At 72.0% G+C, this 12,798-nt stretch carries 17 protein-coding genes; 10 read left to right on the top strand and 7 right to left on the bottom strand.

Going from position 1 to position 12,798, the window contains the following annotated elements:
• Positions 1-35: 35 nt before the first annotated feature.
• From ACT17Q_RS15420 to trxB, 5 genes are read right to left on the bottom strand one after another with little or no spacing between them, the layout of a single operon-like run.
• Positions 36-488 (bottom strand): arsenate reductase ArsC, encoded by a 453-nt coding sequence (locus ACT17Q_RS15420; protein WP_444663539.1) that lies wholly within the window; start codon positions 486-488, stop codon positions 36-38.
• Complete coding sequence (locus ACT17Q_RS15415; protein ID WP_444663537.1) at positions 488-1,528, bottom strand: metalloregulator ArsR/SmtB family transcription factor; 1,041 nt, start codon at positions 1,526-1,528, stop codon at positions 488-490. Before ACT17Q_RS15415 ends, ACT17Q_RS15420 begins: the two co-directional genes overlap by 1 nt.
• On the bottom strand, positions 1,525-2,631 hold the full coding sequence (gene arsB, locus ACT17Q_RS15410) for an ACR3 family arsenite efflux transporter (protein ID WP_444663535.1): 1,107 nt from the start codon (positions 2,629-2,631) through the stop codon (positions 1,525-1,527). The genes ACT17Q_RS15415 and arsB overlap by 4 nt, the downstream gene beginning before the upstream one ends.
• A gap of 31 nt (positions 2,632-2,662) precedes the next feature.
• Positions 2,663-2,986 (bottom strand): thioredoxin, encoded by a 324-nt coding sequence (trxA, locus tag ACT17Q_RS15405; RefSeq protein ID WP_444663533.1) that lies wholly within the window; start codon positions 2,984-2,986, stop codon positions 2,663-2,665.
• Positions 2,986-3,969, bottom strand: a complete 984-nt coding sequence (gene trxB / locus ACT17Q_RS15400) for a thioredoxin-disulfide reductase (RefSeq protein ID WP_444665407.1) — start codon at positions 3,967-3,969, stop codon at positions 2,986-2,988. Before trxB ends, trxA begins: the two co-directional genes overlap by 1 nt.
• 24 nt (positions 3,970-3,993) lie before the next feature.
• Between trxB and ACT17Q_RS15395 the strand changes: the two genes are divergently transcribed.
• From ACT17Q_RS15395 to ACT17Q_RS15370, 6 genes are all read left to right on the top strand, one after another.
• Positions 3,994-4,443 (top strand): arsenate-mycothiol transferase ArsC, encoded by a 450-nt coding sequence (locus tag ACT17Q_RS15395; RefSeq protein ID WP_444663531.1) that lies wholly within the window; start codon positions 3,994-3,996, stop codon positions 4,441-4,443.
• A 240-nt stretch (positions 4,444-4,683) separates the two neighbouring features.
• The gene (locus ACT17Q_RS15390) at positions 4,684-4,923 is read left to right on the top strand and encodes an antitoxin VbhA family protein (RefSeq protein WP_444663529.1); all 240 of its coding nucleotides are present in this window, start codon (positions 4,684-4,686) and stop codon (positions 4,921-4,923) included.
• Complete coding sequence (locus ACT17Q_RS15385) at positions 4,923-5,738, top strand: Fic/DOC family protein (protein WP_444663527.1); 816 nt, start codon at positions 4,923-4,925, stop codon at positions 5,736-5,738. The genes ACT17Q_RS15390 and ACT17Q_RS15385 overlap by 1 nt, the downstream gene beginning before the upstream one ends.
• A complete protein-coding gene (locus ACT17Q_RS15380) occupies positions 5,735-6,313 on the top strand; it encodes a recombinase family protein (RefSeq protein ID WP_444663525.1) in 579 nt (192 codons plus the stop codon). The genes ACT17Q_RS15385 and ACT17Q_RS15380 overlap by 4 nt, the downstream gene beginning before the upstream one ends.
• A gap of 61 nt (positions 6,314-6,374) precedes the next feature.
• Positions 6,375-7,103, top strand: coding sequence for a 5' nucleotidase, NT5C type (locus ACT17Q_RS15375; protein WP_444665406.1), 729 nt, complete (start codon positions 6,375-6,377; stop codon positions 7,101-7,103).
• Between the two features lie 322 nt (positions 7,104-7,425).
• On the top strand, positions 7,426-7,551 hold the full coding sequence (locus ACT17Q_RS15370; RefSeq protein ID WP_444663523.1) for a hypothetical protein: 126 nt from the start codon (positions 7,426-7,428) through the stop codon (positions 7,549-7,551).
• A 41-nt stretch (positions 7,552-7,592) separates the two neighbouring features.
• Here the strand turns inward: ACT17Q_RS15370 and ACT17Q_RS15365 are convergent, their stop codons facing one another.
• On the bottom strand, positions 7,593-8,384 hold the full coding sequence (locus tag ACT17Q_RS15365) for a hypothetical protein (protein WP_444663521.1): 792 nt from the start codon (positions 8,382-8,384) through the stop codon (positions 7,593-7,595).
• 113 nt (positions 8,385-8,497) lie between these two features.
• Here ACT17Q_RS15365 and ACT17Q_RS15360 point away from each other — a divergent pair, with 113 nt between their 5' ends.
• The 4 genes from ACT17Q_RS15360 to ACT17Q_RS15345 all read left to right on the top strand — a co-directional run bounded on the left by ACT17Q_RS15360 (position 8,498) and on the right by ACT17Q_RS15345 (position 11,520).
• Positions 8,498-8,956, top strand: a complete 459-nt coding sequence (locus tag ACT17Q_RS15360) for a hypothetical protein (RefSeq protein ID WP_444663519.1) — start codon at positions 8,498-8,500, stop codon at positions 8,954-8,956.
• 52 nt (positions 8,957-9,008) lie between these two features.
• Complete coding sequence (locus ACT17Q_RS15355) at positions 9,009-9,986, top strand: zeta toxin family protein (protein ID WP_444663517.1); 978 nt, start codon at positions 9,009-9,011, stop codon at positions 9,984-9,986.
• Between the two features lie 544 nt (positions 9,987-10,530).
• A complete protein-coding gene (locus tag ACT17Q_RS15350) occupies positions 10,531-10,947 on the top strand; it encodes a (deoxy)nucleoside triphosphate pyrophosphohydrolase (RefSeq protein ID WP_444663515.1) in 417 nt (138 codons plus the stop codon).
• Between the two features lie 126 nt (positions 10,948-11,073).
• A complete protein-coding gene (locus ACT17Q_RS15345) occupies positions 11,074-11,520 on the top strand; it encodes an Hsp20/alpha crystallin family protein (RefSeq protein WP_268530707.1) in 447 nt (148 codons plus the stop codon).
• A gap of 61 nt (positions 11,521-11,581) precedes the next feature.
• Here the strand turns inward: ACT17Q_RS15345 and ACT17Q_RS15340 are convergent, their stop codons facing one another.
• Positions 11,582-12,724: a MalY/PatB family protein gene (locus ACT17Q_RS15340; protein WP_444663513.1), complete on the bottom strand. Its 1,143-nt coding sequence runs from the start codon at positions 12,722-12,724 to the stop codon at positions 11,582-11,584.
• Between the last annotated feature and the right edge of the window lie 74 nt (positions 12,725-12,798).

Here is a 12,798-nt window from a genome sequence, read left to right as displayed (position 1 = left end):
ACGCCGCAGCGTCCGGGCCGTCGTCGCAGGCGCGGTCAGGCGTTGACCGGCTGGACGCCGAGCTCGGTGAGCAGGGTGAGGATGCGGGTGCGGATCTCGTCGCGGATCGGGCGGACGGCCTCGACGCCCTGACCGGCGGGGTCCTCGAGCTTCCAGTCCTCGTACCGCTTGCCGGGGTAGAACGGGCACGCGTCGCCGCAGCCCATGGTGACCACGACGTCGGAGGCCTGCACGGCCTCGGTGGTCAGGACCTTCGGCTTCTCGGCGCGGATGTCGATGCCCTCCTCGAGCATCGCCTCCACGGCGGCGGGGTTGATCTGGTCGGCGGGCATCGACCCGGCCGAGCGGACCTCCACGGCGCCGCCGGACAGGTGCCGCAGCCACCCGGCGGCCATCTGCGAGCGGCCGGCGTTGTGCACGCAGACGAACAGCACGCTGGGCTTGGTGGTCGCGCCGTCGGTCGTGGTGTCGGTGGCGGTGTCGGTCATCAGGGGTGCTCCTCGGGTCGGTCGGTGGTGGGCGGCAGCAGGTCGGCGAGCAGGGCGCGCACGCGCGCGTCGATGTCGTCGCGGATGGCCGCGACGCCCTCGGGGGAGGCCAGGGCGGGGTCGCCGACGACCCAGTCCTCGTAGCGCTTGCCCGGCAGGATCGGGCAGGTGTCGCCGCAGCCCATGGTGATCACGACGTCCGCGGCACGGACGGCGTCGTCCGTCAGCGGCTTGGGGAACACCGCCTCGGCGTCGGTGCCGAGCTCCTCGAGCAGCGGGCGGACCGTGGCGTGCACCGCCGCGGCCGGGGCGGACCCGGCGGAGCGGGCGATGACGGCGTCGCCCGCGTAGTGGTGCAGCAGGGCCGCGGCGAGCTGGGAGCGGCCGGCGTTGGCCACGCACACGAACAGCACCTGCGGCACGTGCCCGCCCGGGGCGGTGGCGCGGGTGATGTCGGCCAGGCGCTGGGCGGCGAACCGCTGTGCCGTCGGTACCAGGTGCGCGGCGGTGCCGGCGCCGCGGGCCAGCGCGGCGTAGGACTCGCGCACGGTGCGCAGCACCAGCTCCGCGTCGAGGTCCGGGAACCGGGGGGCGAGGTCGTCGGCGACCCGGGTCAGGGTGGCGTCGACGTCGCCGAGACCGGTCAGCGGGCGGGCGCGGTGGTGAGCAGCGTCCAGCGCCGCGGGGGCGAAGGAGTCCAGCAGGGCGGTGACCGCGCCGCGCACGTCGGGGGCGACGCGGTACCAGACCCAGGTGCCGCGTCGCTCGGAGGTGAGCACGCCGACGTCCTTGAGGACCTTGAGGTGGTGGGAGACGGTCGGCTGGGAGACGTCGGCGACGGTGGCGATGTCGCACACGCACGCCTCACCGGTGGAGCTGGTGGTGATGAACGACAGCATCCGCAGCCGCAGCGGGTCGGCCAGCGCCTTGAGCATGGTCGCGACCTGGGTGGCGGCCTGCGCGCCCATCGCGTGCGCCTCGGGTGTGGGGGTGCAGTCCGAGCCAGTCGGCGCCGGCCGTTCGGGGGAGAGGGTGCTCACGGGCGGACCTCCTGCGGTGCCGGGGTGGCGTAGGGGTCGGTGGCGAACCACCGGCGTGCCGCCCACAGGGAGACGTAGACGAGGCCGACGAGGACGGGGACCTCGATGAGCGGTCCGACGACACCGGCCAGCGCCTGCCCGGAGGTGGCGCCGAAGGTGCCGATCGCGACCGCGATGGCGAGCTCGAAGTTGTTGCCGGCGGCGGTGAACGCCAGCGTCGTCGAGCGTGCGTAGCCCAGGGCCAGCGCCTTGCCGGTGGCCAGCCCGAGGGCCCACATCACGGCGAAGTAGACCAGCAGCGGCAGGGCGATGCGGGCGACGTCGAGGGGGTTGCGGGTCACGGCGTCGCCCTGCAGGGCGAACAGCAGCACGATCGTGAACAGCAGCCCGTACAGCGCCCACGGCCCGATCCGCGGCACGAACCGCGACTCGTACCAGTCCCGGCCCCGGGTGCGCTCGCCGATCGCGCGGGAGGCGAACCCGGCGGCCAGCGGGACGCCGAGGAAGACCAGCACGTTGAGCGCGATCTGCCCGACCGAGACGTCCAGACCCTGGGTGTCCAGGCCGAGCCAGCCCGGCAGGACGCTGAGGTAGAACCAGCCGAGCAGGGAGAACGCCACGACCTGGAAGACGGAGTTGATCGCGACCAGCACGGCCGCGGCCTCCCGGTCCCCGCAGGCCAGGTCGTTCCAGATCACCACCATCGCGATGCACCGGGCCAGGCCGACGATGATCAGGCCGGTGCGGTACTCGGGCAGGTCGGGCAGGAACACCCACGCCAGGGCGAACATCAGCGCCGGCCCGAGGATCCAGTTCAGGACCAGGGAGCTGACGAGCAGGCGCGTGTCGCCGGTGACCGCGCTGACGCGGTCGTAGCGGACCTTGGCCAGCACCGGGTACATCATCACCAGCAGCCCGAGCCCGATCGGCAGCGAGATCCCGCCGACCTCCAGCTGCGCCAGCCCGTCGGCGAGCGACGGCACGAACCGGCCGAGCGCGAGGCCGGCGAGCATCGCCGCCCCGATCCAGGCCGGCAGCCACCGGTCCAGGGTGGACAGGCGCCGGGGGGCGAGCTGCTGGGGTGCGGGCAAGGTCTGAGCCACGAACCAGGTCCTTCGTCTCGGAGGGGCGTGCTCAGGTGAGCAGGTCGTCGATCTCGGCGGCGATGACCTGGCGGGGCTTGGCGCCGATCAACGCCTTCACCGGTGCCCCGTCGACGTAGAAGCTCAGCGTCGGGATGGACACCACGCCGGCGGCGCTGACGGTCTGCGGGTTGGCGTCGGCGTCGAGCTTGACGATTCTCACGCGCCCCGCGTAGTCCTCGGACAACTGCTCGAGCACCGGGGCGACCTGGCGGCACGGGCCGCACCAGGTGGCCCAGAAGTCGACGATCACCGGGACCTCGGAGCGCAGCACCTCGGCCTCGAAGGTGGCGTCGGTGACGATGGTGGTAGGCATCAGACCTCCAGCAGCTGGTGGGCGACACCAGGCGCGACGGGGCCGGCGATGCCGACGTCGCCGAGCCCGGTCAGGTAGTGCTGGGCGTCCAGGGCCGCGGCCGCGCCGGACCCGGCCGCGGTGATGGCCTGGCGGTAGGTGTGGTCGACGACGTCGCCGCAGGCGAACACCCCGGGCACGTCCGTCAGGGTGGTGCGGCCCTGCACCCGCACGTACCCGTTCTCGTCGAGGTCGACCTGCCCGGTCAGCAGCTCGCTGCGCGGCACGTGCCCGATCGCGACGAACACCCCGGTGGCCGGGTGCTCGCGGGTGGCGCCGGTGACGGTGTCGCGCAGCGTCAGCCGGGTGACCTTGTCCTCGCCGTGGATCGCGACGACCTCGCTGTTCCACGCGAACGCGATCTTCGGGTTCGCCGCGGCGCGGTCGGCCATGATCTTCGAGGCCCGCAGCGTGTCGCGGCGGTGCACCAGGGTCACCTTCGAGGCGAACCGGGTCAGGAACGTGGCCTCCTCGACCGCGGAGTCCCCGCCGCCGACCACGACCACCTCCCGCCCGCGGAAGAAGAACCCGTCGCAGGTGGCGCACCAGGACACCCCCCGCCCGGACAGCCGCTTCTCATCGGCCAGCCCGAGCTCGCGGTACGCCGAGCCGGTGGCCAGCACGACCGCCCGCGCGGTGAACACCGCACCGCTGCCGGTGGTCACGCTCTTCACCGGCCCGGTCAGGTCCAGGGCGGTCACGTCGTCCAGGAGCACCTGCGCCCCGAACTTCTCGGCCTGCGCGCGCAGCTTGTCCATCAGCTCCGGGCCCTGGATGCCGTCGGGGAAGCCGGGGAAGTTCTCCACCTCGGTGGTGTTCACCAGCGCACCGCCGGCGGTCACCGACCCCGCGACGATCAGCGGGGACAGGCCCGCCCGGGCGGCGTAGATCCCCGCGGTGTACCCGGCGGGGCCCGATCCGACGATCACGACTTCGCACTGCATCGACATGTCTCTATATTGACAGATGTGAACACAACCCGGAACCAGGCAGAGGCGAACGTCCGGCGAACGGTGCTGTTCGTCTGCGTGCACAACGCCGGCCGCTCCCAGCTCGCCGCAGGTTTGGCGGTCGCTAGGGCCCGCGACACGGTAGGCGTGCTGTCCGCCGGCACCGAGCCGGGCGACCGGGTCGACGCGACGGTTCTGGCCTCGCTGGCTGAGCTCGGCATCGACCGGAGCGATCAGGTCCCGCGGCCCGTCACGCCCGAGCTGGTCGCTCAGGCGGACATCGTGATCGCGCTCAAGCCGAACCTCGCCCTGCCTGTGCATCCGCACGTCGAGACCTGGTCGCTCCCCGATCCCGAGGGGTGGGACCTCGACGGCATCCGACCGCTGCGCGGTGACCTCGACAGTCGAGTCCGTGGATTGCTCAAGACCATGCTCGCCAGCACCTCGCCCATGGTGGGCGAACTCTGAACCGAGCCTGACGGCCGCCATAGACCAGCCGCTGGACGTCAAGGCTTGTAGAACTTCTACAACCCGCCGGATCCGATCGTTTCCGGTCGGTCGGCCGGCGCAGCGCGTCGACGTCGACGCCGAACGGGAGCCGGCGCACCGAAACTCACCACCGAAACCGGGGCGCACCGAAACCTGATATGGACCGTTTTTGGTTGGTCCGGTAGACTGGTGCCTGGCCCAGGAGAGGGGAGCCGCGCCGTGGCTACGAAGTTCGATGTCGAGGAGCGCTGGCCTGAGCTGTTCGCACAGCTCGATGACACCCAGCGGCGCGCGGTGGTGCAGTCCCTGGCCAGTGCGTGGCACGAGGGTTGGGAGCCCAACCGCGAGGACGTGGAGAACCTGACCGACGAGGCGCGAGGCGCGATCGACCGGGCGGAGTACCTGCGCCGTGTCGACGCTGCGGCCGAGCGCCGACGCAAGGTCTCCGTGGCTCGTTGATGGCCGGAGGGTTCGACTCGTGGGAGTCGTACTTCTACCCCCCGCCGGATGAGAGCACCCTGCGGAATCTGCTAGACGAGCGCGATGCTGGCGCCCTGCACGTCAAGGAGTACGGGCGCGCAGCGGTGCGCCAGCGTGAGCTGGTGAGTGGTGAGGTGGCGATCGCGCGGACGTACGACGCGGCGCACGTGCGCGCGATCCACCGGCATCTGTTCCAGGACGTCTACGAGTGGGCGGGGGAGTACCGCACGGTCGAGATGTTCAAGGGTGTGGGCCGCGGCTTCGCGGAGGTCCGCGGCGGTGAGGTCGAGCGCTACCTGAGCGACGTGCACCGGCTCGTCGCCGGCACCGCGTGGCGGGAGCTGGACCGCGAGCAGTTCGGGGAGCGGGCGGCCACGGTGTTCGCCTACCTGAACCAAGCGCACCCGTTCCGCGAGGGCAACGGCCGCACCTCGAAGGTGTTCATGGAGCACGTCGCGGAGCGGTCGCGGTTCACGCTGGACTTCTCGCGCGTGACGCCCGAGCAGTGGAACCAGGCCTCGATGCTCAGCCGGCCGGACCTGCTCGCGTACGACCCGGAGCCGGGCTCACTCGTGCCGACGTTCCGACGGATCGCCCTCGATCGGCAGTCCGGGCCGGAAGGCGCGGAGGATCCGGTGGTGGCGCGGGCGCGCGCTGTCCTGCGTGTCAGCTACCCGCGACCTGCGACCGGCGCGGCCCGCGGATCTTCGGGTGTCCGACCGGTTCGGGGGCTGGCGCGTCCCCACGGGTCGGGCAGCCGCCCCGGTAGTGATCGAGGCGAGGAAGGGCGGTGAGCACCACCGTCGGCTACGCACGGGTGTCTCGGCGCGAACAGAGCTCTGCGGCGCAGGAGGCCGAGCTGCGAGTGGCGGGCGCCGCGCGGGTTTTCGTCGACCACGGCGAGTCCAGCAGAGTGCTGGAACGTCCGCAGTGGGTTGCTTGCCTGGACTACCTACGTCCTGGGGACACGCTGCTCGTGCGGCGCCTGGATCGCATAGCAGGCAGCGAGAAGATGGCCATCGAAACCATCAACGACCTGCATGACCGCGGCATCAACATCAAGTCGCTCACCGAGCCAGAGATCGACACGACGACCCCGATGGGTCGTGCCTTGTTCGGCATCGTGGCGGTCTTCGCGCAGCTGCGCGTCGACACCATTCGTGACAACACCCGCCGCGGTCTCGAGCATGCGCGTGCACAGGGCCGCATCGGGGGCCGACCAAGCGTGATGACCCCTGATCGCACCGCCGCTGCGGTCAGGATGCGCGCACAGGGTGCCAGCCTCGCCTACATCGGCCGGGTCCTGGGCGTCGGGGCATCCAGCGTGTCGCGAGCTCTCGCTCGAGCCGATGCTCCGAGGCCGCGATGACGGTGGTGCGGGGACCACTTCTCCCTGATGCCAGGTATTGCTCTGCGCGATCGTCAGGGTGATGAGCCCGCTGCAACTGAACTCTCCTCGCCCCACGCGCACGGCGCACGCTCTCTGGAAGGAGGCACACATGCCAGATCAGCCCAGCCGATCAGCGACGCCAGCCGCACGTGTGCCCGGGCGCGCTCTGATCGTGCTCGTCGATATGGACGGCGTGGTCGTCGACTTCGCCGCTGGCTTCTGGCAGCGGTGGGCTGACAGGTGGCCGCACGCACCCGGGCGCGAGTACGCGGACCTGAGCCGGTTCTACGTTGACGACCAGGTCCCCGCCGACTGGCGGGCTGCCGCCCGTGATCTGGTGTGTGAGGCTGGATTCTTCGCCGACCTGCCCGCCGTCGACGGCGCTGCTGCAGCGCTGCACGCGATGCTCGAGCACGCGTGGGACGTGCGGATCTGCACCGCACCGATTCTGGCGAACCCGACGTGCACGAGCGACAAGCTCGCCTGGGTCGAGCAGCACGTGGGCGATGGCTGGAGCGAACGTGTGATCGTCACGAAGGACAAGACCCTCGTGCGAGGTGACGTCCTGGTCGACGACCGCCCCACGGTGCTCGGCGCGCTCGAGCCGACGTGGCGGCATGTGCTGTTCGACGCGACGTACAACCGTGCCGTCCTGGGTGCAGGTGTGCGGCTTGAGCGCTGGTCCCGGTGGGCCGAGATCCTCGAGCCACTGCTCGCCCAGCCGGCCACTCCGCTGGCGGGGGGAACCCACCGCACACTGTTCGGCTAGCGAGGCCCACCAGCAAGCTACGGGGCCCAGGTATGGCCGCGATCTCGGTCGGGTGCCTGTCGCCGCGTGTGGTTCTGCGCCGCTCGTCCCCGTCCTGGCACTCCATGTTCGCCCGCGCGGCCCGGGACGCAAGCGGCTGCGCCGCCGGCCACGGTGACGAGCTGCGGCTGCGTTCGCTGCGCTCACTGAGCCCGCCGCACCTCGCCACCACGACCGCCCTTCGGGTTGCACCCCGCGCCTCTCCGCGGGCGCTGATTGCGCCACCAGGCCGGGGAAGACACGGCGGCGCAGGGCCGCCCACCCGGTAGCGAAGGAGCCGATCATGACCGCACAGAACACCCCGCCGTGGACCGTCGGCCAGATCCCCGCCGGCAGCGCCGCGAGCGTCGTCCGCGACATCACGCCCACCGAGACGATCACCATCATCCGCACGGCCAACTCGGCCTGAGAGTCCGCCCTTCGGGGCCGGGTGCGCGAGAAGGGGCACCGCTACGCGTGGGCGTTGCGTTGGTCCTGAGCATCAAGGGCGGCCCCGATCAGTTCGGCTAGCACCGAGACGAACACCGCGACGACACGGTAGGAGGTCGTCATCACGTACTCGCCTCCGAGATCGTTCCCAGGACCGACCTGGCGGCTCTCGAGCACCGCGAGCGAGACACTGCGATTCGCGTGTGCCATCGAGGAGCACAGCCGCCAGACGTCGATGGGTCGCAGGCGCCCGGTTTGGAAGTGTCGACCGGCGTCGATGACGATGTCGGTCATCGATGGGGGAGTGCGGTCGAGCGACCGCTGGCCCGCACCTGCAGCTGCAAGGAGTCCATCAAGCCGCTCCCGAAGTTCGGGCAGCAGCGGCCGGCTAGTTGGGTCGAGGTGCCGCAGAGCCTCGTCGCAGAGCTTGGCGCCGTCCCACACCCGCTGCAGGGCACGGAAGACCCGCTTGCTCCGGGTGCCGCCTGTCGTCAGCCACAGCACTTGTGCCGCAGCTTCGAGCGCCGCGCGAACCAGCGGGTAGACGGCGACGACAGGCATCCCGTGGTCTTCGAGCGTTCGGCGAAGAGCCCCCGTGTAGTCAAATGCCGCGACGAAGAGGTACCGCACCTGGAAGGAGATCGGGTCGTAAGCGGTTGCCCGGTCGTCGCCCTCGAGAATGCTGCCGGCTCGCACAGTGAACGCATCGCACCGCGCTTCTGCCGCCTCCAGACTTGAGAAGAGTTGCTGCAGTAGCGCTGCGGCCTCCTCCTCTGCGGGGCGCTTGTCGTCGTACCAGCGTGTCGGGCTCACGTTCGACATCCTGGCCGCTTGGCCCTGCGGGCGTTCGGCACCCCGCCGACGAAGCGGTCGCATAGACGAGCGCGCACCGCGGGTATAGCCTGGGTTATGTCGGAGGTGTGACGATGAGTGTGCTTCAGCAAGATCCCCAGGCTGTGCTCAGGCGCGTGGTTTCCCTGCGTGCGCGTCAGAGCGTGGACGACCTTGAGGAACTGCGGGCGTTGCGCTCGCTCAAGGCGGTCGTCCCGCAGTCGCAGATCGCCCAGGAGTTGGGGATTTCTCAGCCGGCGGTGTCCAAGCGGATGGACCGTGCACTCAAGGTGGCCGAGGTTCGCGATGGCTTCTCGGGCGGGTCGCCGGAGGAGATCATCCAGCGGTTCGTTGCGGGCTTGATCGAGCGGGGGCAGCTCGTCGACGAGCTCGCGCGGTGGCCGTACGCGCCGGCCCGGGCCACCGACGGTGTGGACTGGATGACCGGGAACAACGGCGAGTGGGAGCAGGTCGAGCGTGCGCTGCATCGCGGCTTGATCGACGCCGAGACCTACACCGAAGTGCTCGATCGGGTCGATACCGTTGCGCGGTGATTCCCCAGCTCGCTGACACCACCGCCCGGCCGGCATCTCTGGGCGTGGCCGCATGACCGAGGAGTCGCCCGGTGCGCTCGAGGCGCACCGAGAGACCGTGCGACGCCTGATGCGCGCAGGCGGTCCGCTCAGTGCGATGGGCCCGAACGCGACGCGCAATCACCGCGCGTGGTTCCGCGGCGGTAAGCCCACCGCGGAGCGGGCACTGCTGCACGCGCGACTGCTGGCGGACTCGCTCGCGGGTCGGGTCGCGTCCGGACGCACGCCCCGCGCGATGATCCTGGCCGGGCCGCCGGGGGCGGGCAAGAGCCACGCGCGCGCCGCACTGCTCGGCGCCGATGCTGACCGGTGGCTGAGCATCGACGCCGACGACTTCAAGCACGAGCTGCTGCGTGAAGCGATCGCCGATGGCACGTACGAGACGGTCATCAAGCCGCCCGAGGTGCGCGAGCTGGAAGCGGCCGGGGAGCGCTTCGCGCCACTGGAGCTCGCGTCGCTCGTACATGAGGAGTCGTCGCACCTCGCCCGCCTCCTGCGTGAGGCCGCGATCGACGAACGCCTCGATGTGGTGATCGACACCGTGCTGTCCAGTGCCGACGTTGGTCTGGAGGTCGCGCAGCGTCTGGACGCTGCCGGCTACGCCATCCGCGTCGTTGATGTGGAGACGACCGCGGCGATCTCTGCGGCACGCGTCGAGGCGCGCTGGCGTGACGTCAGTGTCAACTTCGTCGAGGGCGTCGACGAGACCGGCTTGGGCGGTCGCTGGGTGCCGAGCGAGTACCTGCGCGACGTGTTCCCGTCCGGACCGGACGGCCCGTCGGTGTGCGAGGGCAACGCCCGCCGGGTCGCACAGGAGTGCCCGGCCGTGCTCGAGTACGACCTGTTCCGGGTCACGTCCGTGACGGGGGAGCCAGTGCGTGAGCTGAGCATGGCCCGGCCGGCGCGCGGTGCCGCCCTTGTCGACGCCGCGGCCGCGCGCGCGGTTCGGACCGCGCAGCTCGGCCGTCCCAACCGACCGCTGGAAAGGTGACCGCTCGCGCCCGTTGCGTCTGCCGCGTGTCGCGGTGGCACCCCATGCGCGCGGATGCCGGCGGCTGATTCCGCACGGAGCAGTGCGTGCACAGGCGCCATCCGTGACCGGCGTGAGGCACTGACCTGAGGGTGGCGCCTGTGTGCGCGCGGTCAGGTTGGGTCCCGTCGTCCACCTGTGGGCGGGTGGAGCCGCGTAGCGGTGGAGCTCGAGCCGTCCACAGGTGGACGAGGGGCTGACCGGTGGGACGACGAAGGGCGGAACCAACGGGTGGGCGCCGCTCTTCGTGCTGGGGTCAGGACTCGGGCGTCGCGGGCTGTGCGTCGTTGGTGGCGGCCGGGGTCGGAGTCTGCTCGACGGCCGACTGGTCGGTGGTGGTGCGCGCGGAGCGCGCCGGGCGGCCGCGGCGCGCCGCCTTGGCGGCGCGCCCCGTTGCGGCCTCGAGGCCGGCCTTGCGCAGCGGGCACCCGACCGGCTCGCCCTGACGAGGGCGGGCCGTCGTCGTCTGCGGGACCGCCCGGGGCGCTCCTGGCAGACTCGCCGCATGGCTCCCGTGCTCGTCGTCGCCGCCGCGATCGTCGACGACCTCGACAACCCGTACGCGCTGCTCGCGGCGCGCCGCGCGACCCCCGCGAGCCTCGCCGGCCGCTGGGAGTTCCCCGGCGGCAAGGTCGACGCCGGCGAGAGCCCGGTGCAGGCTCTGCACCGTGAGCTGCGGGAGGAGCTGGGCGTGCGCGTCACGCTCGGCGACGAGGTCGTCGGTCCCGACGAGGGTGCGTGGCGGCTGTCCGAGACGTACGCGATGCGCCTGTGGTTCGCGGAGGTGAGCGCCGGGACGCCCGAGCCGCTCGTCGAGCACGACGAGCTGCGGTGGCTGCCGCGTGCGCACTGGCTCGACGTGCCGTGGCTCGACGCCGACGTGCGGATCGTCGAGCACCTCTCCGGCGCGCGTCTGCCCTGAGCGAACCTCGTTTAGCACTCGGTCGGTGAGAGTGCTAGAACAGTGCCGTAGCCCACCGGGCCGCGCGCCCGGTACGTACCCGAGGCGCCGGGTGGTCCGGCACCTCGCTGCGAAGGAGGTGAGGGTATGGCTACTCGTACCGACCCGTTCCGGGAGATGGACCGACTCCTGACGTCCGTCCTGAACGCCGACCGGACCGCCGCGCTCTCGCAGGCGATGCCCGTCGACCTGTACCGCTCGGGCGACCACTACGTCCTGCACGTCGACCTGCCGGGCGCCGACCCGGGCACCATCGACGTCAACGTCGAGGACCGCACGCTGACCATCCGCGCGCAGCGCTCGCCGCGCACCGACGAGGACGTGCAGTGGCTCGCCAAGGAGCGCCCGTCCGGCACCTACGCGCGCCAGCTGACGCTCGGCCGCGGGCTCGCGCTCGACGCGATCAGCGCGACCTACACCGACGGCGTCCTCACGCTGACCATCCCGGTCGCCCAGGAGGCCAAGCCGCGGCGCATCGAGGTGCAGCACGGCACCGCCGCCCCGACGCCGGAGATCACGTCCGCGTCGGCCTGACCGGCCACCCGCCGCGACCGGCCCGCGCACGACCGCGCGGGCCGGTCGCGCGCGTGCGACCTCAGGCGGGCAGGCTGCGCGCCACGCGCTCGACCGCCTCGGTGAGGATCGCGCGGGACGTCGCGAAGTTGAGCCGCGCGAAGCCCGCGCCCGGGCGCCCGAACGTCGGGCCCGCGTTCAGCGCGACGCGCGCGTCCGCCAGCAGGCGTGCCGCCGGGTCCTCCTCGCCCGGCAGCTGCTCGCGCAGGTCCAGCCACGCGAAGTACGTCGCCGCGCCCGGGGTCCACCGCGTGCGCGGCAGCCGCGAGTCGAGCAGCGCGCCCAGGTGCGCACGCGAGTCCCGCAACGACTCCAGGAGCGCGTCCAGCCAGTCGTCGCCGTGCGTGAGCGCCGTGGTGTGCGCCAGGACCGGTACGTGCCCGACCTCGGACGACACCAGTTCGGGCAGGCGGGCCAGGTCCGCCACGGCGTCCGGGCCCGGCACGGCCAGCGCCGCCTTCAGGCCCGCGAGGTGGAACGCCTTGGATGCCGAGTGCACCGCGACCGCGCCGGGGATCACCGTCGTCGCGGACACGAACCGCACGTCCGCGTCGAGCACCAGCGGGGCGTGCACCTCGTCGGACACCACCCGCACGCCGTGCCGCGCCGCGAGCTCGCCGACCGCGCGCAGCTCGTCCGGGGCGTGCAGCGTGCCCGTCGGGTTCTGCGGGTGGCACAGCAGGTACACCGCCGACCGCCCGCCCGCCCGCGCCCGGCCGAACGCCTCGTCGAGCGCCGCGAGGTCGAGGCGACCGTCCGCGCCCAGGTCCGCACGCTCCACGGCGCGGCCCGTGCGCCGCACGAACGCCCGGAACGGCGGGTACACCGGCGGGTTGATGACGACCACGCCGTCGTCGTCCGTGAGCAGCCGCACCAGCTCCGAGACGCCCTGCATGACGTCCGGCACCAGGGCCGTCGTCGCCGGGTCCGGCGCCCAGCCCCAGCGGCGCTCCGCGAAGCCCGCGAAGGCCTCCTGGTACGGCCGGCCGGCCGGGTAGCCCGTGTCGCCGCGGCGCAGCGCGTGGGTCACCGCCGCCACCACCGGCTCGCACACGCGCACGTCCATCTCCGCGACGAACAGCGGCAGCACGTCGGGCGGGTAGCGGCGCCACTTCTGGCTGGTGCGGGTCCGCAGCTCCTCGAGCGACACGTCGAACAGGCTCACCTCCCGGACGTTACCCACCGTCCGACGTGCTCGCGATCGCCCTGGTCTCGGCCCGCGTCCAGCACGCGCGGGCT

Origin of the sequence: Cellulomonas sp. CW35 (assembly GCF_052378485.1) — a bacterium.
GTDB classification, from domain to species: Bacteria; Actinomycetota; Actinomycetes; order Actinomycetales; family Cellulomonadaceae; genus Cellulomonas; species Cellulomonas uda.
Note: the sequence above shows the minus strand (reverse complement) of the source record. Positions and strands in the feature narration are given on the sequence as shown.

Coding starts and splice junctions, on each gene's coding strand:
- ACT17Q_RS15420 (WP_444663539.1), bottom strand. CDS start 488: ATGACCGACACCGCCACCGACACCACGACCGACGGCGCGACCACCAAG.
- trxA (WP_444663533.1), bottom strand. CDS start 2,986: ATGCCTACCACCATCGTCACCGACGCCACCTTCGAGGCCGAGGTGCTG.
- trxB (WP_444665407.1), bottom strand. CDS start 3,969: ATGCAGTGCGAAGTCGTGATCGTCGGATCGGGCCCCGCCGGGTACACC.
- ACT17Q_RS15385 (WP_444663527.1), top strand. CDS start 4,923: ATGGCCGGAGGGTTCGACTCGTGGGAGTCGTACTTCTACCCCCCGCCG.
- ACT17Q_RS15375 (WP_444665406.1), top strand. CDS start 6,375: ATGAGCCCGCTGCAACTGAACTCTCCTCGCCCCACGCGCACGGCGCAC.
- ACT17Q_RS15370 (WP_444663523.1), top strand. CDS start 7,426: ATGACCGCACAGAACACCCCGCCGTGGACCGTCGGCCAGATCCCCGCC.
- ACT17Q_RS15360 (WP_444663519.1), top strand. CDS start 8,498: ATGAGTGTGCTTCAGCAAGATCCCCAGGCTGTGCTCAGGCGCGTGGTT.
- ACT17Q_RS15355 (WP_444663517.1), top strand. CDS start 9,009: ATGACCGAGGAGTCGCCCGGTGCGCTCGAGGCGCACCGAGAGACCGTG.
- ACT17Q_RS15350 (WP_444663515.1), top strand. CDS start 10,531: ATGGCTCCCGTGCTCGTCGTCGCCGCCGCGATCGTCGACGACCTCGAC.
- ACT17Q_RS15345 (WP_268530707.1), top strand. CDS start 11,074: ATGGCTACTCGTACCGACCCGTTCCGGGAGATGGACCGACTCCTGACG.